The 17,601-nt window shown below is 64.1% G+C and carries 18 protein-coding genes, 1 tRNA gene and 1 pseudogene; 4 read left to right on the top strand and 16 right to left on the bottom strand.

Translation table 11 applies throughout. From position 1 onward, the window contains the following. Positions 1-639: 639 nt before the first annotated feature. A pseudogene (locus AYJ57_RS26370) lies at positions 640-1,323 on the bottom strand (transposase); the annotation flags it as partial. Positions 1,324-1,435: 112 nt separating this feature from the next. Between AYJ57_RS26370 and AYJ57_RS15690 the strand changes: the two are divergent. Beyond that, positions 1,436-1,765, top strand: a complete 330-nt coding sequence (locus AYJ57_RS15690) for a hypothetical protein (RefSeq protein WP_066108025.1) — start codon at positions 1,436-1,438, stop codon at positions 1,763-1,765. Between the two features lie 101 nt (positions 1,766-1,866). Further along, positions 1,867-2,232: a hypothetical protein gene (locus AYJ57_RS15685; RefSeq protein WP_066108022.1), complete on the top strand. Its 366-nt coding sequence runs from the start codon at positions 1,867-1,869 to the stop codon at positions 2,230-2,232. A 9-nt stretch (positions 2,233-2,241) separates the two neighbouring features. Here the strand turns inward: AYJ57_RS15685 and AYJ57_RS15680 are convergent, their stop codons facing one another. The 3 genes from AYJ57_RS15680 to AYJ57_RS15665 all read right to left on the bottom strand — a co-directional run bounded on the left by AYJ57_RS15680 (position 2,242) and on the right by AYJ57_RS15665 (position 4,209). Further along, entirely contained in the window at positions 2,242-2,448 is a 207-nt protein-coding gene (locus tag AYJ57_RS15680) for a helix-turn-helix transcriptional regulator (protein ID WP_066108021.1), read from the bottom strand. A 274-nt stretch (positions 2,449-2,722) separates the two neighbouring features. Next, positions 2,723-2,799, bottom strand: a tRNA-Met gene (locus AYJ57_RS15670). 102 nt (positions 2,800-2,901) lie between these two features. After that, the gene (locus AYJ57_RS15665) at positions 2,902-4,209 is read right to left on the bottom strand and encodes an ATPase (RefSeq protein ID WP_066108016.1); all 1,308 of its coding nucleotides are present in this window, start codon (positions 4,207-4,209) and stop codon (positions 2,902-2,904) included. A gap of 179 nt (positions 4,210-4,388) precedes the next feature. Here AYJ57_RS15665 and AYJ57_RS15660 point away from each other — a divergent pair, with 179 nt between their 5' ends. After that, complete coding sequence (locus AYJ57_RS15660; protein ID WP_237220252.1) at positions 4,389-5,198, top strand: pyrroline-5-carboxylate reductase family protein; 810 nt, start codon at positions 4,389-4,391, stop codon at positions 5,196-5,198. Between the two features lie 10 nt (positions 5,199-5,208). Here AYJ57_RS15660 and AYJ57_RS15655 read toward each other — a convergent pair whose 3' ends face one another. From AYJ57_RS15655 to AYJ57_RS15600, 12 genes are all read right to left on the bottom strand, one after another. After that, positions 5,209-5,715, bottom strand: a complete 507-nt coding sequence (locus AYJ57_RS15655) for a prepilin peptidase (RefSeq protein WP_066108010.1) — start codon at positions 5,713-5,715, stop codon at positions 5,209-5,211. 10 nt (positions 5,716-5,725) lie between these two features. Further along, the gene (locus AYJ57_RS15650; RefSeq protein WP_066108006.1) at positions 5,726-6,586 is read right to left on the bottom strand and encodes a tetratricopeptide repeat protein; all 861 of its coding nucleotides are present in this window, start codon (positions 6,584-6,586) and stop codon (positions 5,726-5,728) included. A gap of 57 nt (positions 6,587-6,643) precedes the next feature. Continuing rightward, a complete protein-coding gene (locus tag AYJ57_RS15645; protein ID WP_066108003.1) occupies positions 6,644-7,228 on the bottom strand; it encodes a tetratricopeptide repeat protein in 585 nt (194 codons plus the stop codon). 5 nt (positions 7,229-7,233) lie between these two features. Beyond that, the gene (locus AYJ57_RS15640) at positions 7,234-8,205 is read right to left on the bottom strand and encodes a type II secretion system F family protein (protein ID WP_066108000.1); all 972 of its coding nucleotides are present in this window, start codon (positions 8,203-8,205) and stop codon (positions 7,234-7,236) included. A gap of 10 nt (positions 8,206-8,215) precedes the next feature. Next, a complete protein-coding gene (locus tag AYJ57_RS15635) occupies positions 8,216-9,181 on the bottom strand; it encodes a type II secretion system F family protein (protein ID WP_066107997.1) in 966 nt (321 codons plus the stop codon). Between the two features lie 5 nt (positions 9,182-9,186). Beyond that, entirely contained in the window at positions 9,187-10,641 is a 1,455-nt protein-coding gene (locus tag AYJ57_RS15630) for a CpaF family protein (protein ID WP_066107995.1), read from the bottom strand. A gap of 12 nt (positions 10,642-10,653) precedes the next feature. After that, positions 10,654-11,892 carry an AAA family ATPase gene (locus AYJ57_RS15625; protein ID WP_066107993.1) on the bottom strand — a complete coding sequence of 413 codons (1,239 nt, stop codon included), beginning with the start codon at positions 11,890-11,892 and terminating at the stop codon, positions 10,654-10,656. Positions 11,893-12,095: 203 nt separating this feature from the next. Further along, positions 12,096-12,722 carry an OmpA family protein gene (locus tag AYJ57_RS15620; protein WP_224906278.1) on the bottom strand — a complete coding sequence of 209 codons (627 nt, stop codon included), beginning with the start codon at positions 12,720-12,722 and terminating at the stop codon, positions 12,096-12,098. Positions 12,723-12,759: 37 nt separating this feature from the next. Next, entirely contained in the window at positions 12,760-14,178 is a 1,419-nt protein-coding gene (locus AYJ57_RS15615) for a type II and III secretion system protein family protein (protein ID WP_066107988.1), read from the bottom strand. A gap of 238 nt (positions 14,179-14,416) precedes the next feature. Continuing rightward, positions 14,417-15,274 carry a Flp pilus assembly protein CpaB gene (cpaB, locus tag AYJ57_RS15610; RefSeq protein ID WP_066107985.1) on the bottom strand — a complete coding sequence of 286 codons (858 nt, stop codon included), beginning with the start codon at positions 15,272-15,274 and terminating at the stop codon, positions 14,417-14,419. A 334-nt stretch (positions 15,275-15,608) separates the two neighbouring features. After that, positions 15,609-15,797 carry a hypothetical protein gene (locus tag AYJ57_RS15605; protein ID WP_442974820.1) on the bottom strand — a complete coding sequence of 63 codons (189 nt, stop codon included), beginning with the start codon at positions 15,795-15,797 and terminating at the stop codon, positions 15,609-15,611. Between the two features lie 153 nt (positions 15,798-15,950). Continuing rightward, positions 15,951-16,142 carry a Flp family type IVb pilin gene (locus AYJ57_RS15600; RefSeq protein WP_066107982.1) on the bottom strand — a complete coding sequence of 64 codons (192 nt, stop codon included), beginning with the start codon at positions 16,140-16,142 and terminating at the stop codon, positions 15,951-15,953. Positions 16,143-16,698: 556 nt separating this feature from the next. On the opposite strand from AYJ57_RS15600, the gene AYJ57_RS15595 reads away from it, so the two are divergent. Continuing rightward, positions 16,699-17,499 carry a lytic transglycosylase domain-containing protein gene (locus tag AYJ57_RS15595; RefSeq protein WP_066107979.1) on the top strand — a complete coding sequence of 267 codons (801 nt, stop codon included), beginning with the start codon at positions 16,699-16,701 and terminating at the stop codon, positions 17,497-17,499. Positions 17,500-17,601: the final 102 nt, after the last annotated feature.

Here is a 17,601-nt window from a genome sequence, read left to right as displayed (position 1 = left end):
GGGAAATATATTGGTGGCGCGCAGAATCCGTGCGGTCGACTGCGGCTTCGGCGATTTACGTAACGAATTCAAAGTGTTTGGATGTTTTGGCGCGACCCTTAGCAGGGAAGCGCCTTCGACCACTCGGCCACGTCTCCGCTGACGCGGATAGCCAAGCAAACATAGGGACTACAAGGCGAAACTGGCCTCTTCTCGAAAAAAATCCAAAACCCCAAAAACCGGCTCAAACGGCACTGAAAGGCACCGAACGGCACCGGTTTTGGGTAAGATCCGGTCAACTTCCCCTACAGATAAAGCGCGTTCGGGCGGCAGGCGCCGAAGGAGCCTCAAGGTCAGCAAAATGCTGCAAGGAGCTCTCAGGCAAAGTTTCCGGAGTGGCGCAATCGATCCGACCTCCTCTTTGGAAGGAGACACGGTCATGAGCTCGAGCCAGGAAAGTCCAGGGGAGGCAGATGTCCAAGAACTTGCTCACTACTGGCGGTTGCCCTCGGCGCGCGCCACGCGCGAGCTCGCCCACGCTGTCGGCGTCCGAAAGGTAGGCGGTCGCTCCCCTTGGCATGGGGTCTGGGTGGTCGAAGGTCTCGCGCCGCCGCCGCAGTATCGCTGGAAGGAGCTCAAGCCTCCGGCAAACCCGGCGCGGTTCAGCCAGAGCCTGCCGCGCTTCTTCTGCTCGTGTGGGACCTTGAGCCCTTCGCGCCGCCGTTCGCTGCGGGCCTCGAACCGATGGCGGACCACGGCTCACCGCGCCACCCGCTTGTGGTTCACCTGCCAGCCTGCCCGGCGCAGCAGCACGGCGACCCGGTGGTAGCCGTAGCGGCCATACGCCAGGGCCAGATCGATGACGTCGGCTGTCAGCCGAGCCACGTCTTCCCGGCCCTGGGGCGGCTTGCGCTGCGTGGGGCGGTGCTGGCCGAGCACCCGGCAGGCCCGGCGTTCGGAGGTGCCGAATGTCTGGCGCACAGGCTCCACGCTCTTGCGGCGGCGCGAAGGGCTAAGGCGCTCCGCCCCTCAGGGCTGAAACGGTCCCCCAGACCGTTTCCGGGACGCCCTTCACCCCCGAGCAGCCTCGGTCAGGATCAGCTTCTCGAGCGTCAGGTCGGACATCGCCCGCCGCAGCCTCAGGTTCCCCTTCTCGAGCTCCTTGAGCCGCGACAACTGTGCCCGGTTCATCCCGCCATACTGCTTCCGCCAGCGGTAGAACGTGTGCTGCGATATCCCGATCTGGCGCACAGCATCGGCCATCGACAGGCCTTGGCCGTGCAACACCTTGACCTGGCGCAGCTTGGTGACAATATCTTCCGGCTTCTCTCGCTTTCCAGCCATTCCGCAGTCCTCCTGTTTGCCGAAATCCTATCGGATTTCACGCATAGTGGGTGGACCACTTCAAAGGGGCTGGCTCAGACTGTCGTGGAGGAGCCACCATGTCCAAGACTAGGTGATCGAGCCTGAGATTTTCGATCAATACGTGTGCATCGCAGGCTTCCTTGCTATCGAAGCAGTGGCGCTGCATGAACTGCTCGTCATTTGCCATTGCGAGGTCGCGAGCCAAGCCCTCATCCGCCTCACGGAACGCGTTGCCTGCGACATCCGTGATCTGCCCGTGATGCGCGCAGAGATCGACCTTGTTTTGTCAGAGTTGGCCGGGATCGGCGCCGGTGATCTGGACGAAGCTTGTGTCCGCGGTGGAGCCCCTGCGGACCTTGACGCGGCCGTGCGTCTCTACGGTGCCCGGCTCGGTGTTCTGCGAGCCCGGCTGGGACAATAGGCTTTCCGCAACAGCGCCGGCCCTCGTTGGCGCTGATAACTTTGACGAAGACAGCTGATCTTGCGTGGCACTCGCCGAGGACTGTCGTCAGGGAGACCTGCATGAATATGCTTTCAACCACCAGCCACGTCGTAACGGCGCGAGACCCGCGAGAGGACGCTGTTCTCGACGTGGTCGACTTCATTCGCCGAGACGGTATGGTGCTCTACGACCTCTTATCTGTTCTGGGGGATGAGGAGGGGGTCGACGCGGTGGCTGAACTCATAGGCCTCTGCGTTGCCTCTCTGCCCGCACGGCCAGCATTGATAGCCGAGCTGGCGGAGGTCGCGCGCTCCCTGATCATGCTTTCGTTAAGGGAGATCGACGCGCCGGCCCTTTCGGGCTGCGCGACCTTCGATGTCCTCAACGCGGTGCGATGGTCAGGGGCGCGGGTGGCCGACCTTTGCCCTCGTCTCGCCGCGACCTGATCGAGACTTTCAGCTCGCGTCGCGCTCGTCAGACAGGCGGTCGATGACCGCCATTACTTCCGATAGCCGCCAGCGCGACGAGTTGCCGAGCTTTAGAGGCTTCGGGAAAGTCTTGTTCTTGATGTCCGTGTAGATGCTGGCGCGCGACCGCTGAAGGATGTCCACGAGAGTGGCGATCCCGACGAGGGTGTCGGGGGTGGGCGACGTGATGTGCATGATGATCTCCTTGTCTCTATGCGGAGGGGAGATCGGACCGTTTTATGACGGCCCAATAGAAATCATGGCGGGTTGGACGAAAAAACTCTTCCGGATGCTGGACGCGATGAGGGCTTGTCCCATCGGCTTCGCGCCCGGATCATTCCGTATGTTGAAACGGGTGCTGAGAAAGCAGCCCTGCCATCTTGCCACCCCGGCGCCACCCCAGACGGCTTTCCGCCCGACGGGCATCAACGCCACATAGGAGGAAGTCACCGTTGATACTGGGGTAATTTGGTAGCGGAGGAGGGACTTGAACCCCCGACACGCGGATTATGATTCCGCTGCTCTAACCAACTGAGCTACTCCGCCAAGAAGTGGGGGCTGAATATGGTTCTGGCGCGGTATCGTCAAGCGGAAAAAACACCTGCCGCGGCGGAAATTTCCAACTTTCTGGGACCGGCGCCAGAGACGCTATTTCACGATGGTTTCGTCGCGCACGAAGAGGTTCGCCCAGGCTCTGTCGACCAGGTCCGGGGTCATCTTGTAGGGCCAGCCTTCGAAGTCGCAGATCGCCTTCATCTGGTCGATCAGGAACACCGGCTGGTAGTTGGCATAGACGTTGTCGATGGTCGGATATTTGGTCTTCAGCAGGTGCACGAGCGAGGCCTCGTCGAGCACCATCTGCTTTTTGCGGGCGACCATGGCGAAGATTTTCAGGAAGTCCTGCTGGTTCGGGCCGTCGATCTTGATCTTGAAGAAAATCCGGCGCAGGGCCGCCTTGTCGAAGATCTCGTTGGGATGGAAGTTGGTCGAGAAAATCACCAGCGTGTCGAAAGGAACCTCGAACTTCTCGCCCGATTGCAGGGCGAGGATGTCCTTGTTCTCTTCCAGCGGCACGATCCAGCGGTTGACCAGTTTCTGCGGCGGTTCGGCCTGACGTCCAAGGTCGTCGACGATGAACAGACCGCCGGTGGATTTCAACTGCAGCGGCGCCTGATAGGTGCGGGCGGTGGGGTTGTAGACCAGATCGAGCATGTTCAGCGACAGCTCACCGCCGGTGATCACCGTGGGCCGGTCGCACAGCACGTAGCGCGTGTCGAAGCGGTTGTTGCGGCGCAGGCGGGTGGGGTCCTCGATGTCGCTCTCGGCGGCGGAATGCACGATCGGGTCGTAGACGGTGATCACCTGCCCGGAATATTCGATGGCGCGCGGCACGAAGATGCGGTCACCAAGCGCGGCACGGATGCCGTTCGAGATCGAGGATTTACCGTTGCCCGGCGGGCCGTACATCAGGATCGACCGGCCAGCGCTCACTGCCGGGCCGAGGTGCGAGATCAGATCGTCGGGCAGCACGAGATGCCCCATTGCGCCGGTCAGCGCCTCGCGGGTCATCTGGATGTTGCGGATCGACTGTCGCTTCACCTGTTCGCGGTAGGCCGAAAGCGGCACCGGCATGGGGCCGAAATATTCCGACTGCGAGAGCGCATCCAGCGCCCGCGCCTTGCCGCTGTCGGTCAACTGATAGTTCATCTCGCTGCTGCCCACCTCGCCGCGGGTGCCCATGGCTTCGATGAGCCCGTGGCTGCGTCCGAGGTCGACCAGTTCTTGGGTGATCACGATCGGCAGGCAGATCGCATGGGCCAGGTCAGTGACCTTATTGGTGTTGTTGCGGAACATGGTCTTGAGAACGATGTCGCGCATCATCGTGCGCGGCAGCACCATGTCTTCGAGCCGCTTCGGCGCCGGGGGCGCGATCACGCTGGTGGTTTGCATGTTCATCGGTCGGTGGTCCCTGATCTGGCCTGCGCGGCGCCATCCTTCTTGCCGCACAGGAAGCCGCATCATTGTGGCAAGAGCTTGGCTTGGGGCGGGAATTGCAGCGGCGCCGGAGCGGCGGTGCAAAGGCGGGGCGGCTTGTGTCGCGCGGGCGGCTGCGCGAGGCTGGTGCCCGATGCAGGATGACGCAGGATCAGGAGACCATGATGGGTGCGCAGGTGACGGTAGGTGTGATCGGGGGAACGGGGATGCTGGGGCGGAGCCTTGTCACCGGGCTGCTTGCAAGCGGGGAGGTCGCGGCGGAGGGGCTCTGGGTCTCGAACCGCTCGGGCGGTGCCGAGGGGCTGCCGGACGGGGTGCAGGCGACCGCCGACGCGCAGGCGCTGGTTGCGGCCTGCGATGTGGTGATCCTGTCGGTGCCGCCCGCGCAGTTCGGCGCGCTGGAGATCGACGCGTCGGGCAAGCTGGTGATCTCTGTCATGGCCGGCGTCAGCGCCGCGCGGATCGCCGAGCACACCGGCGCCGAGCGCGTCGTGCGCGCCATGTCGAGCCCGGCCGCTGCACGGCGGCTGGCCTTCTCGCCGTGGTGTGGGGCGCTTTCCGCCGAAGATCGCGCGCATGTGACCCGGCTGCTGGGCGCATGTGGCAGCACCGCCGAAGTGCCCGATGAGGCGCAGATCGAGATCTTTACCGCGATGACCGGGCCGGTGCCGGGCTTCGTTGCGCAGCTTGCGGCCTCCATGGCCGATTACGCCGAACGCCGGGGTGTCGCGCCCGCAGTGGCGGATATGGCGGTGCGGCAGCTGTTTCTGGCCTCGGGCGAGATGCTGGCCGGGGATCGGCAAACCGCCTCTGCGCATGTGCGCGGCATGATCGACTACGCGGGCACCACGGCGGCGGGACTTCTGGCGATGCAGGAGGCGGGGTTTCAGGATGCGGTCGATGCGGGGCTGGACGCTGCCGTGGCGCGCACGCGCGAGATCGCGGGGTAGGGGTCGCCGCTCAGGCGGGCTCGGCCCCATAGAGGGCACCCAGAAGCAGATAGAGGCCTAGCGTGCCCCCCAGTGCCAGCCCCATGGGAAAGCGACTGCCGCTCTCCCAGCTGGCCCAGCCGGGGGCGAGGCGGCGCAGCGGCGTGGCGCGCACCAGTCGGTGGCTGACGAAGGCGGCAAAGAGTGTCGCGGCAAAAAGCGCCATGACAAAGCGCAGATCGCCAAGGTGGATGAACGGCGCGGCGGCGGCGGCGAATTTCGCATCGCCCGCGCCAACGGCCCCCCCGGCGTTCAGCGCGATGCCTGCCAGAAGCACGGCCATCAGCTGCACGTAACGCCATGCGTAATCGCTCAAAGGCAGGACAAAGGGGCCGATAACGACGAAGACCACGAAGAGGGCGATCACCGATTTATTGAGGATCTTCATCCACTTCATATCGGTGTAGCAAACCCAGAGGCAGATGGGCAGCACCAGCGGGAGGAACCAGAGCGCAGCGGATGCGGAAATCACCAGCACCTCCCCAGCCTCAGTTCACCACGGGCGCTTCGAGAGCGTCCAGCGCACGGGCGGCCGCTTCGAAGTGCTGCGGATGGGTTTCAAGCGCGTCGCGCAGCAGGCCTTTGCCAATCTCCACATCGCCGCGTTTCACCGCCGCAAGGCCCAGCGTCTGCAGCAGCTCCGCGCGTTCGATCTGGGTCATATCCATCACCGGCAGCGTGTAGTTGCCCTGCGCGCCACGGGCCAGCACGAGGTTGTTCTTGGCGGTGAAGAGCTTGGGGTCGCGGCGGATGGCGTCGCCAAAGAGCTTTTCGGCGTCGGCATAATCGCCTCGGCTCAGCTTCGAATAGCCCCAGTTGTTCAGCACGGAGGCGGGCTTGGTGGTCAGGCCCGAGGCGATCTCGTAGAAGCTGTCGGCCTTTTGCCACTGCTGGTGGCTGTCGGCGATCATCGCTTCGAGCCGGTAGCGTTGGAAGGTCTCATGGGTGGGCGGGATGGTGCCCAGCACCTGCTCGGCCTTGTCCCAGTTGTTGTTGCGGATCAGCGCATCCGCAAGCGCCACGCTGTCCTCGTTGCTGGCGCCCTGATGCGCGACCACCTGCGTCCAAGCGGTGACGGCCTCGGGGTAGCGCTTGGCACGGACGAGAGATTTCGCAAGACCGCGCTGAAAATCGATGCGTTCGGGCTGCTGATCGGCGCTGCGCGAGAAATAGGCCACGGCCTCTTCGGGGTCGCCAGCGCTCAGCATCACTTCGGTAAGACCTGCGCCGTCGATGGCGTTCACCCCGGTGAACTCGCGGTCCACGGCATCCTTGTCGATGTCTTTGCTGCAGGCGGACAGGGCGATGAGACCCGCCGCGCAGGCGATCAAAACGTTCCGGTGGCGCATTTTCTGCGTCCTTTTGCTGCTCTTGCCTCGTCTGGGGCCTGCTTTCAGGCCAAGGGCTTAGCCGCCGTGCCGGATGAGATAGTCGCCACCGCCCCGGCGGATCAGCCTATAGTCTTGATTTTGCGCCGGATCATAACCCGTATCGTCCAGCTTTGCGAGCGCCAAGCGCAGGTTGTCGCGGATTTCGTCGCTTTCGCCGTTGTCCAGCGCGTAGGCGCGGCGGAACACCTCGGCGGCTTCCGAGGTCTGGTCTGAGTTGATCAGCACGACGCCAAGGTTGTTCCAAGCGGCGGGCCAGTCCGGTTCAACCTCGACGGCGCGGCGCAGCAAGGTCTCGGCCTGCCCGAGCCGACCGAGCGCAAGGTTCGCTGAACCGAGCGAGCTGAGCACCTCTGCGGTGAGCCCATGCGTGCCAGCAGCGCGGGTGTAGGCCTCGAGCGCCAATTCTGCCTGTCCGGCTTGCATCAGCCGGTGCCCGACGAGCAACTGATCGACCTCGGAGCCTCTGGGATCGAGGGCAGGTGCAAAGGGCGTTCCGGGCTCCTGTTCGAGCGTGTCGGTCCGCCCGAACGCACCAAGGCCGCCCGAAGAACAGGCGGCCAGGATGAGCGGAATGAATATGAGCGTCAGTGCGCGCGGCATGTGGCCTATTTGACGAGACTTCCGATGTTCGAGATGCCCACCACCGAAGGACCCACGAGGATCATCAGCAGTGGCGGCACCGTGAGGATCATAGTGGTCAGCGTCATCTTTGTCGGCAGCTTGTTTGCCTTTTCCTCAGCGCGCATGACCCTTTTGTCACGCATTTCGCCCGCGTAGACCCGCAGCGCGTCGGCGATCGAGGTGCCGAAGGACGAAGCCTGGTTCAGCACGGTGACGAACGACGACACATCCTGCACGCCGCAGCGCTCGCCCATGTCGTTGAGCACGGCAGATTTCTCTTTGCCCGCCTTCATCTCGTTGCTGATGATCTCGAACTCGTCGGCCAGCGCCACATAGGAGGCGCGCAGCTCGCCGGCGACGCGGCGGATCGACTGGTCGAGCGACTGGCCCGCCTCGACGCAGACCAGCATCATGTCGAGCGCGTCGGGAAATCCCTCGACGATTTGCTGGCGGCGCTCTTCGACGCGACGGGTGACCCAGTATTTCGGCGCGAAATATCCCGCGGCGCCCGGGCCGATCATGAACAGCATCTTCTCATGCAGAGGGGCGTCAGGCGTGCCGAGCACAAGCATGTAATAGGCCGAGCCCACAGCCAGAAGGCCCAGCCCCAGCGCCATTTGCGCGAAGTAGTAGATGCGCACCGCGTCGCGCGAACGATAGCCGGCCTGCATGAGTTTCATGCGGATGGCGCTCAGTTCCTCGGCGGTCTGCGGCTCGAGGTATTGGGCGTATTTGTTGAGCTTCTCGTTGCGCCGCGTGTCGCGCAGCACCGCGCGGGTTTCCTTCTCCATCTTCTTGCGCGAGGTCTCGCGCAGCTTGTCCATCGGATCGGGGCGCGAGCGCAGCATCAGCGGAATGCTGGCGAGGATCAGCAGGAAGGCGAGGCCGGCGACGACCATCAGCGGTCCGGCGGGGCCGAGCTTGGCGGTGATCAGCGTATTGAGCGTGTCGAGCATGGCAGGGGCCTCAGACTTTGATGTTCACGAGCATCCGCATGACCACGAGGTTGGCGGTCAGGAAGATGGCCACGGCAAAGCAGCAGGGGATGAAGAGCGGGTGATCGACCACTTCGTCGTAGTAGTGCGGATCGAGGACCTGGATCGCCAGCAGCACCACCAGCGGGAAGCCCGAGAGGAACTTGCCGGACCATTGCGCCTCGGCGGTGATGGCTTTGACGCGGCGGAACAGGCGGAAACGGGCGCGGATCACCTTGGCCAGACCGTCGAGGATCTCGGCGAGGTTGCCGCCCGACTGCTGCTGGATGGTCACCGCCACGGCGAGGAAGCGAAGGTCCTGCATGTCGAGCCGTTCGGCCATATGCTTGAGCGCTTCGCCGATGTCCCGGCCATAGGTGGCCTCGTCCGAGATCACACCGAATTCGGTGGCCAGCGGGTCCTTAATCTCTTTCGACACGATGGTGATGGCAGAGCTGAACGGGTAGCCGACGCGCAGGCTGCGCACCATCAGTTCCACCGCGTCGGGCAGTTGCTCTTCGATCAGCGCGAGGCGCTTCTTGGCCTTGTTGTTCACCCACATAAAGACGCCGCCGACGCCGATGACGACCCCCATGATCACGCGCACCGGCAGCGTGGCTTCGGTGCCCATCGTGAGACCGAAGAAGGCAAAGACGCTGACCCCGATCATGATCAGGATCAGTTGCTGCGGGGTAAAGGCCAGCGCGGCCTTTTGCGCGCGATCGGCCAGCAGCGAATAGAGCGGGATGCCGCGGCGGTCGAGATGCTGGTCCATCTCCTTGCGCAGCTTGGCCAGAACCTCTTCGCGGCTGTCGTGCTTGTTCAGCATCTCCAGCCTGCGGTTGACCCGGCTGTTGAGGCTGATCGATTTGCCAAAAGCGACGAGATAGACACCCTCGACCAGCACCAGAACGCCGATGAAGATCAGGCCGTAGATGATCGGTTCTGCACTCAGCATGGCGCTTACTCCGGACGGAAGGGTTCGTAGATCGAGGGCGGCACGTCATAGCCCCACATGCGGAACCGCTCGGAGAAGTGGCTGCGCACACCGGTGGCAGTGAAATGGCCGAGGATCTTGTTCTCGGGGGTGAGGCCGACGCGCTGGTAGCGGAACACTTCCTGCATCGAGATGACGTCGCCTTCCATGCCGGTGATCTCGGTGATCGAGGTCATCCGGCGCGAGCCGTCCTGCAGGCGGCTGGCCTGTACGAGGATGTGCACCGCCGAGGAAATCTGGCTGCGCATGGCCTTCAGCGGCATCTCGACCCCGGCCATGGCGATCATGTTCTCGAGGCGCGAGATGGCGTCGCGCGGGTTGTTGGCGTGGATCGTGGTCATCGAGCCGTCGTGGCCGGTGTTCATCGCCTGCAGCATGTCGATCACTTCCTCGCCGCGCGTCTCGCCGACGATGATGCGGTCAGGGCGCATCCGCAGCGCGTTCTTCAGGCAGTCACGCGGGGTGACCGCGCCCTTGCCCTCGACGTTCGGCGGACGGCTTTCCATCCGGCCCACATGGGTCTGCTGCAGCTGAAGTTCGGCGGTGTCTTCGATGGTCAGGATGCGTTCGCTGTCGTCGATGAAGGACGACAGCGCGTTGAGCGTGGTGGTCTTGCCCGAACCGGTACCGCCCGAGACGATGACGTTGAGGCGGGTGGCGACGGCAGCCTGCAGGTAGACGGCCATTTCCTCGGTGAAGGCGCCGAAGTTCACCAGATCGTCGATGCCTAGCTTGTCCTTTTTGAATTTCCGGATCGACACCAGCGAGCCGTCCACCGCGATGGGGGGCACCATGGCGTTGAAACGCGAGCCGTCGGCAAGGCGGGCGTCGACATAGGGATTGGATTCATCGACCCGGCGTCCCACGGCGGAAACGATCTTGTCGATGATCCGCATCAGATGGCGTTCATCCTTGAAGGTGACATCCGAGATCTGCAGCTTGCCGTTGCGTTCAACGAAGATCTGCCGCGGCCCGTTCACGAGGATATCCGAGACGGTGTCGTCCTTCAGCAGCGTTTCGAGCGGCCCCAGACCTTTGACCTCGTCATAGAGCTCTTGGTTCAGCGTGCTGCGTTCCTCGCGGTTCAGCACGATGCCCTTTTCCTGCAGCGACTCGGTGGCGATCGCGGCGATCTCCTCGCGCAGTTCGCCCTCGCTGGCCTGATCGATGGCGGCAAGGTTCAGGTTGTCGAGCAGCGCGCGGTGCAGTTCGAGCTTGATCTCGCCAAGCCGTTCCTTGCGCTTCTTCTCGCGATCCTGCGGTGCCGCCTCGGCGGGGCGCGGCGGCTTGGGCTTGCGCATGGACTGCGGCTTTTCAGCGCTGGCCTTGGGCGCGGCGACGGTGGTCGCAGCAGCTTCCTCAGCCGGGGCAGGGGCCACCGCGACAGGTTTCGACGGTGTCTTTTTGTAACGAGAAAACATGGCGGGCTCCTATCACGCGGCTTCCGCATCCGATTGGCCGATGGCGTAGAGCTCGGCGGCCAGTTTGGCGATTTCTTTACGCAGCGGGTTCTTGGCCGCCTGACGGGCCAGCGGCACGCCATGGTCGCCAGCCATCTGCACTTGCTTGCCGCCGTCGGGCAGCAGCACACTGAAGTCGATGCCCAGACCTTCGGCCATCCGCTTGGCGCGGGTCTTGCCTTGAAGGTCGGTGAATTTCGGGGCGTGGTTCAGCACAAAGCGGATCTTCTCGAAGGGCAGATCCTCGGATTGCAGCGCTCGCTTCAGGCGCAGCGCATTCTGTGCCGAGCGCATGTCGAGTTCGACCAGCGCGAAAAACACCTGCGCCTCGGTCAGAACGGTGTCGGTCCAGTCCGAGATCGCCTTGGGCAGGTCGACCACCACAAAATCGAAATGCTCGCGCGCGACGTCGAGCAGAGCCTTCACGTCCGTGGGCGAGAGCATGTCCATCGGCAGCATGTCCGGCGGCGCGGTGAGAACCTGCAGTTGATCCTCATAGGGCACCAGCGCCTGACCGAAGCTGTCACCGTCCATCGAGGGGATATCGCTGAGCAGTTCCAGAACCGCCTCGCGGCGGGGCAGGTCGAGGTAGGTGGCGACGGTGCCAAATTGCAGGCTGAGATCGATCAGACAGACCCGCGGCGCCGCATCCTTGCGCACGGTGGCAAGTTCCCATGCGAGGTTCACTGCGAATGTGGTTGTGCCGGTGCCGCCGCAGAGCCCCTGCGCGGCGACCAGAATGCCATCGCCGCCGCCCTTGAGCTTTGTGCCGTGTTCCGCCGCCGGGACAGCCGCCGCCTCGGCACGGGCGCGCAGACGGCTCACCGCGTTGGCCAGTTCACCTTCGGGCAGCGGGTAGGGGGCGAATTCGTCGGCGCCGCCCCGCAGCAACTGGTGCAGGGCCGCGGGGGTCACATCTTCGGCGATCAGAATGACTTTGATGCCGCGCTCGATCGCGCGGCCGATGATCTTGCACAGAAGCGGAAGATTGTTCTCATCCTCGCTGTCCATGGCAAGTGCGATGAATTCCAGCGTGCCGGCGTCTGGCTGGCCGAGGAAGGTCAGCGCCTCCTCAAAGCCGAGATCGCCCCAGCCCTCGCCGAGAAGCGTTTCCATATCCTCGATGAGCAGGTCGAAATTCTGCACATCCCGGCTGACCGTGCAGGCCAGGATCGGTGCGGGGGCGCTCTGCCGCTCGAGTTTGGTCGTCATGCTTCTGTCCTCTGCCTCTGGCGGGAAGGCGGCGGGCAGGGCGCATATGGCGCTCTGGCACTTCCGACCGCGCGCGGACCGACTCGAGTCTGAGCCGGGACCGCCCCGCTAGAGCAGAAATTGTCGGTCAAGTGGGGCAACATTTTGACCGAAAAACCGTAATTGTACGGTATTCTTGGACGATGGCCCCTGCGGGTCCGGCGTTACTCGCCGCCGCCCGTCAGGGTCGTGCCGGTGACCGTGCTGGTCGGCTCCGCGCTGCGCACATATTCGCGGTAGATCACCTCGGCGTATTTGCCATCCAGCAGGTTGGGGTGATCCTGCACGAAGCCCGACACTTCGGTGACCGTGCGGCGGTTGCGCCGCTCGCGGCCCTCGGTGACGATCAGCGGCTGTGTCTCGCCAAAGGAGACCACCGCCTCGAGCCGCGACGTCGAGATGCCCTGCGTCGCAAGGAATCGCACCACCGCCTGCGCCCGGCGCAGGCCGAGCGACTTATTGTAGGCGGCATTGCCGACCAGATCGGTGTGGCCGTAGACCCGGAAACGAATCTCGGGGAATTGGCGGATCCAAGTGGCCTGCTGGCGCAGCACCTGCTGCGCAGCGGCATCGAGTACCGTGCTGTTGAAGGCAAAGTTCACCATGCTGGGCACTTCGGAGGCAAAGCGGCTGGAGAGGTCGAGCACGTAGTTCTGCTGACCGGTCATCACCAGCGAGTTGTTCATCGTGGCGTTGCCGAAGTTGCCGCCGTCGACGTCAGAGCCGGTTTCCTGCTGCGAGCAGCCCGCGACAAGCGCCAGCGCGAGGGCGGCACTGCCGCCTTTGATCATCATCCGTGTTGTCCGCACCAGTCCTGCCCGCATCAGATCAATCCATCACATAGCCGTAAGAGCCGCTGAAGTCCTGCTTGGCGACTTCGCCTGCCGCGCCCCGCACCGGGCGTTTGCCCTCGTCGGTGGTGCGGCCATAAAGGAAGAGATCGCGCTCGGATGGCGGACGGACACGGTCGGTCGGCAGCGCCAGCGCCTGACCGCGGGTCGGGGTGACCAGATGCGGCGTGACGATGATCACCAGTTCGGACTGCTGGCGGCTATATTCGGCGCTGCGGAACAGCGCGCCAAGCACCGGCACGTCGCCAAGCCACGGCACCTGACCGTTGAGGTCGGTGAAATCATCCTGCAGCAGTCCCGCGATGGCAAAGCTCTCGCCGTCCCGCATCTCGACGGTGGTCGAGGTTTCGCGGCGGCGGAAGGCGTCGATGCGGATGCTTTCCTGATCAAAGCCATTGGTGCTGTCGATCGACGAGACCGCGGCCTTCAGCTCAAGGTTGATGAGATCGCCATCAACCACGCGGGGAATGAAGTTCAGCTCGACGCCGAAGGGTTTGAACTCGACCGAGATCGAGCCCTCGTCCTGCGCCACCGGCACCGGATATTCGCCGCCCGCGAGGAAGGTCGCCTCTTGGCCCGAAAGCGCGGTCAGGTTGGGCTCGGCCAGCGTGCGCACCACGCCTTTCGATTCCAGCGCTTCAAGCAGGATGCCCACTTCGAGCCCGCCAGCGTTGAAGCCAAAGAGCGCGGCACCCTCGGTGTCTTCCGAGAGGGTGAGGGCAGAGCCCAGTTCGTTCTCATTCTGCAGCCAGCTGCCGGATTCGGAGTTGAGCCCGAGATCGCCGCCCAGCAGGTCACCGCCCACCGAGAGCGAACTGCGCAGAGTCTTCGCGACCGAGCGCTGCATCTCGGCGAAACGCACCTTCAGCATCACCTGCTGCACACCGCCCACCGACATCAGGTTCGACACGCGCTCGGGCGCATAGCGTTCGGCGAGGTCCAGGGCCCGCTGCAGCTTTTGCGTGCTCGACACGGTGCCGGACAGCACGATGCCGTCGTTCGCGGTGCGCACCTCGATCTTTTCGCCGGGAAGGATTTGCCGCAGACGCTCTTTGAACTCGGTGACATCGGCGGCGACGCGCACGTCGACATTGGTGATCAGCTGCCCCGCCGCATCCAAAATGGTGAGCGTGGTGGTGCCCGGCGTCTTGCCCAGCACATAGATCGTACGATCCGAGAGCGACGAGATGTCAGCGATGGCGGGGTTGGCGATTGAAAGCTCGGCGAAAGGCGTGTCGCTTTCCACCACGACGGCGCGGTTCATCGGAACGCTCAGCGCGCTTTCGGTGCCAGTACGGACGACGCGCAGGCTCTCGGCCTGTGCCGCTGGGGCAAGGGCACTCACGCTCAGCGCCAGCCCGAAGAGGGCCGCCTTGAAGATGCTGTCAGCTGTCATGTGACCTGCCTTTCGATCACGCCTCAGAGGCGGGTCTTTTTGCCCGCAATTGCCGTCACTCTGCGCGCAATGCCGATTTTATGCAATAATCAATGGGTTCGCTGCGTCTCTTGCTGTGGATCCATGGCAACAAATAGGCAGTTCCGTTCACGAAAACGGGACGCCCAAAGGGCGCCCCGCATGAGTGTCTTTGCCTCAGAGGGGCTGCCAAGGGGCGCAGCAACCCTTTGATACTACGTTAGTTTGTGCAGGGAATCGCGATCTCTGCCACCTCGCCGCCGCGGCGCACGCGGGTGGTGCAGACCTGCGGGCGCTTCTGATCGGGCTCGGCCTGGTTCTTGGCGAAGCCCAGCAGCACGCGCTGGTCCACCTCGATGGCCTCGGCCACGGTGGTGTCATTGGCATTCATCAGCGACAGCGAAAGGCGACCGGTGCTTTGCGCCTGCGCCAGCGAGGCGATCTGCTGCGGGCTGGCGGCCACGGTGACCGAGCGCGCCACGTTCACATCGGCGTCTTCCATATCGGCGGTCTGGTCGATGGCGAGCAGGCGTACCCCGGTCTGGATCAGCTTGGTGAACTCGCCGCGCGGGCGGTTGAGGTCTTCGGTGGCGACGCGGCCTGTCCAATAGACGTCGACGCGGTCGCCCGGACGCAGGAAGCCCGACACCCCCGAATGCACGTCGACCTTGATGGCAAAGGCGCGCTGTCCCGGCTCCAGCCGCGAGGTCAGACCCGCGTCGCCGCCGGGCTCGCTGATCTTGACGGGCACCACCGCTTCGAATTTCTCGATGGGTCGCATGGCCACGCGCGGCGCATCGCCTTCGTGAAACAGCGGCGTTTCGGCGTCGAATGCGCCTTCGGGCATGATCTCGACCGGCCAAGGCGCCAGCTTGACGTCGTCCGGCGTGACGATCTGGCCGTGCGCGATGGCGCGGGTGGTCACATAGATCTTCTTGATGGGCACGGCTGCGACCGATTTCGCGCGCTCTTCTTTCAGCGCGGTCTGATAGCTGCCGATATAATTCTGCGCCATATAGACAGCGAAGCCGGCAAGCCCGAGCCCCGCGATCAGAACCAGTCCGAAAAGCAGTCGCATGTCATACCCTTTCGCGACAGGGCCGCGCGCGGCCCATACATCCTGTTGCGCACGTCAGGCTGTTTCCTGCGCGCTACCAGTCACCGAAGATGCCCGAGGATTGTGTTGAAAACTGGCCCGTTCTGGGCTTTCACCGCGGCAGTTGCGGGGCGGGGGCGAGATAAGGACAGGGCCAATGGGCCTCGGACCAAGCGTCAGCGGCCCCCAACGCACATCGGACCGCGCCCATAGGGTGCAGCCGGAGGAATGCCCTGCGCGGGCGGCAATCATGAGGTGAAGCGGGACCTGCTCAGCAGCCCGAAAATGCCGATCTTGGGGACGGCGTTGGAGTAGGTCAGTCGAAGATGCTGGCTTCTTCTTCGACGGCGGTTCCGACGGTTCCAAGCAGGTCGGAGGCGGAATTGCGCGTCGCATAGGCGACAATCCCTGTGAGGGCGACCACGGCGGCGGTGAGCACGACCCAGTCGACGGTGACTGCGCCGGCCTCATTGCTTGCAAAGCGTCTCAGGAACTTGCGCATCATGTCATCCTTGTCGGCGGGACAGAGTGTCGGCGGTACACTGGCGGCGGACCAGTCCGTTGTTTCGAGACGACCAGACGTTCGGATCGTCGGCGAAGTGGTATCGCCGGGCTCCCCAACCCGGCGATACGATCTCATGCGCGGTTGCGCGGAGTATTAGCCGCCGAACAGCGAGGTCTCGTGATCGCCAACGGCGTCGCCGGTTGCGGACAGCAGCGCGTTCGCGCTGTCGCCGATCATCGAGTAGGCGCCGAGCGCCATGGCCACCACGGCTGCGGTCAGCACGACCCAGTCCACAGTCACTGCGCCGTCTTCATCCTTGCGGAAGTTTTTGATGAACTTAAGCATTTGTGTCTCTCCGTAAATCCAGTTTGCTTTCTTCAACCGGCGTGGTCCCGTTCGCGGGCCTCTCTCATTGCCCTGTTCCCTCGCGGCCTGGGACTATAAAGCCCCTGGATTGAGGCGGGAATTTGGCACAATCGGATTGTTTTTGCAGTCGCGCTTGAAAGTGGCGACGTCGAGCTAAGGCAATGTTTTATATCGGTAATTATGAGAATCTCGAGGCGTTTCTGGCAAAAGCGCGCCAGCGAAGGGGGGATTTGCCACGATTGTGCACGGAATCAGTGGCTTGACTTGGTTGCCCAGCCGATCTGTGCAACACTCATATCAGCCATTGGCCTTGGCCCGGCGCATAAAAACGACTCGATCCGCCGCAGCGCAGAAGGTCGGGCGGCAAAACGCAGAGTGTCGAAACAACGCGCGCCAGCACCATCGGCGGTGCAGGCAGAAATACAGGCACAGATTTTCAGGCAGGCCGCCGCAGTCCGAACACCCGGACCGGCGGCAGATTGGGCAGGCAGCAGTGACCTCCACAGGCAGACTTCTCGCATCCGCGGGGCTTGCGATGCTCGTGAGCCTCTCCGCCATCTCGTCATATGCGGAGCAGCCCGCGCCCTTCGCCGATTTCTCTGCCAAGCGCGTGACCCCTCCGAAACCCGGCACAAAGAAGCGGATCACCGTGCAGATTGCACCAGCCCCGCCGAAACCCGTGCCGCTGGCGCGCGAGCCGGAGGCAGAGGCGCCGCCTGCGGGGGGCCGCGCCGAGGGCGGCGGCACTTACGCGTGGTTCTGGCAGGCGGTCTCGCCGGAACTGGCGGCCACCGGTCCGGGGCGGCTGGAGCCGGCGCTGCTCAAGCTCGCCAGCCCGCCACAGGGCGGCGGCGTGCACGCGCCGCGGCTGCAGCAATTGCAGGACATCGCCGCGCGCTACGGCCGCGACCTGCTCGGCGCCACGGTCGGATCCCGCGTGTCCCCGGCGCTCGCGCTGGCGGTGATGGCGGTGGAATCGGGTGGGCGCAGCGATGCGGTCAGCCGTGCCGGGGCGCAGGGGCTGATGCAGCTGATGCCCGCCACCGCGGCGCGCTTTGGTGTCGCCAATGCGCTCGATCCGGTGCAGAACATCAAGGGCGGTGTGGCTTTCCTCGATTTCCTTATGGAGCGGTTCGACGGCGATCCGATCCTCGTGCTGGCCGGATATAACGCCGGCGAAAACTCCATCCCGCAGTATCAGGGCGTGCCGCCCTACGCCGAAACCCGCGACTATGTGCCCAAGGTGCTGGCCGCCTTCACCGTGGCCAAGGGGCTCTGCCTCACGCCGCCGCAGCTGATCTCGGACGGCTGCGTCTTCCGCGTCAGCGCCAACTGAGTCCTTCTTCTCTTTCCAAATACGCCGGGGGAGACGCGCGCAGCGCGGCGGGGGCAGCGCCCCCAACAAACGCGTCGACGCGAGTGCGACCACCGCCAGCCC

The sequence above is a fragment of the Salipiger sp. CCB-MM3 genome, assembly GCF_001687105.1.
In the GTDB taxonomy this organism is placed as follows: domain Bacteria; phylum Pseudomonadota; class Alphaproteobacteria; order Rhodobacterales; family Rhodobacteraceae; genus Salipiger.
Note: the sequence above shows the minus strand (reverse complement) of the source record. Positions and strands in the feature narration are given on the sequence as shown.

What these genes read in the sequence shown, in the direction of transcription:
- AYJ57_RS15685 (WP_066108022.1), top strand. Translation starts at nt 1,867, where the DNA reads ATGAATATGCTTTCAACCACCAGCCACGTCGTAACGGCGCGAGACCCG.
- AYJ57_RS15680 (WP_066108021.1), bottom strand. Translation starts at nt 2,448, where the DNA reads ATGCACATCACGTCGCCCACCCCCGACACCCTCGTCGGGATCGCCACT.
- AYJ57_RS15665 (WP_066108016.1), bottom strand. Translation starts at nt 4,209, where the DNA reads ATGAACATGCAAACCACCAGCGTGATCGCGCCCCCGGCGCCGAAGCGG.
- AYJ57_RS15660 (WP_237220252.1), top strand. Translation starts at nt 4,389, where the DNA reads ATGACGCAGGATCAGGAGACCATGATGGGTGCGCAGGTGACGGTAGGT.
- AYJ57_RS15650 (WP_066108006.1), bottom strand. Translation starts at nt 6,586, where the DNA reads ATGCGCCACCGGAACGTTTTGATCGCCTGCGCGGCGGGTCTCATCGCC.
- AYJ57_RS15645 (WP_066108003.1), bottom strand. Translation starts at nt 7,228, where the DNA reads ATGCCGCGCGCACTGACGCTCATATTCATTCCGCTCATCCTGGCCGCC.
- AYJ57_RS15640 (WP_066108000.1), bottom strand. Translation starts at nt 8,205, where the DNA reads ATGCTCGACACGCTCAATACGCTGATCACCGCCAAGCTCGGCCCCGCC.
- AYJ57_RS15635 (WP_066107997.1), bottom strand. Translation starts at nt 9,181, where the DNA reads ATGCTGAGTGCAGAACCGATCATCTACGGCCTGATCTTCATCGGCGTT.
- AYJ57_RS15630 (WP_066107995.1), bottom strand. Translation starts at nt 10,641, where the DNA reads ATGTTTTCTCGTTACAAAAAGACACCGTCGAAACCTGTCGCGGTGGCC.
- AYJ57_RS15625 (WP_066107993.1), bottom strand. Translation starts at nt 11,892, where the DNA reads ATGACGACCAAACTCGAGCGGCAGAGCGCCCCCGCACCGATCCTGGCC.
- AYJ57_RS15620 (WP_224906278.1), bottom strand. Translation starts at nt 12,722, where the DNA reads ATGATCAAAGGCGGCAGTGCCGCCCTCGCGCTGGCGCTTGTCGCGGGC.
- AYJ57_RS15615 (WP_066107988.1), bottom strand. Translation starts at nt 14,178, where the DNA reads ATGACAGCTGACAGCATCTTCAAGGCGGCCCTCTTCGGGCTGGCGCTG.
- cpaB (WP_066107985.1), bottom strand. Translation starts at nt 15,274, where the DNA reads ATGCGACTGCTTTTCGGACTGGTTCTGATCGCGGGGCTCGGGCTTGCC.
- AYJ57_RS15605 (WP_442974820.1), bottom strand. Translation starts at nt 15,797, where the DNA reads ATGATGCGCAAGTTCCTGAGACGCTTTGCAAGCAATGAGGCCGGCGCA.
- AYJ57_RS15600 (WP_066107982.1), bottom strand. Translation starts at nt 16,142, where the DNA reads ATGCTTAAGTTCATCAAAAACTTCCGCAAGGATGAAGACGGCGCAGTG.
- AYJ57_RS15595 (WP_066107979.1), top strand. Translation starts at nt 16,699, where the DNA reads ATGCTCGTGAGCCTCTCCGCCATCTCGTCATATGCGGAGCAGCCCGCG.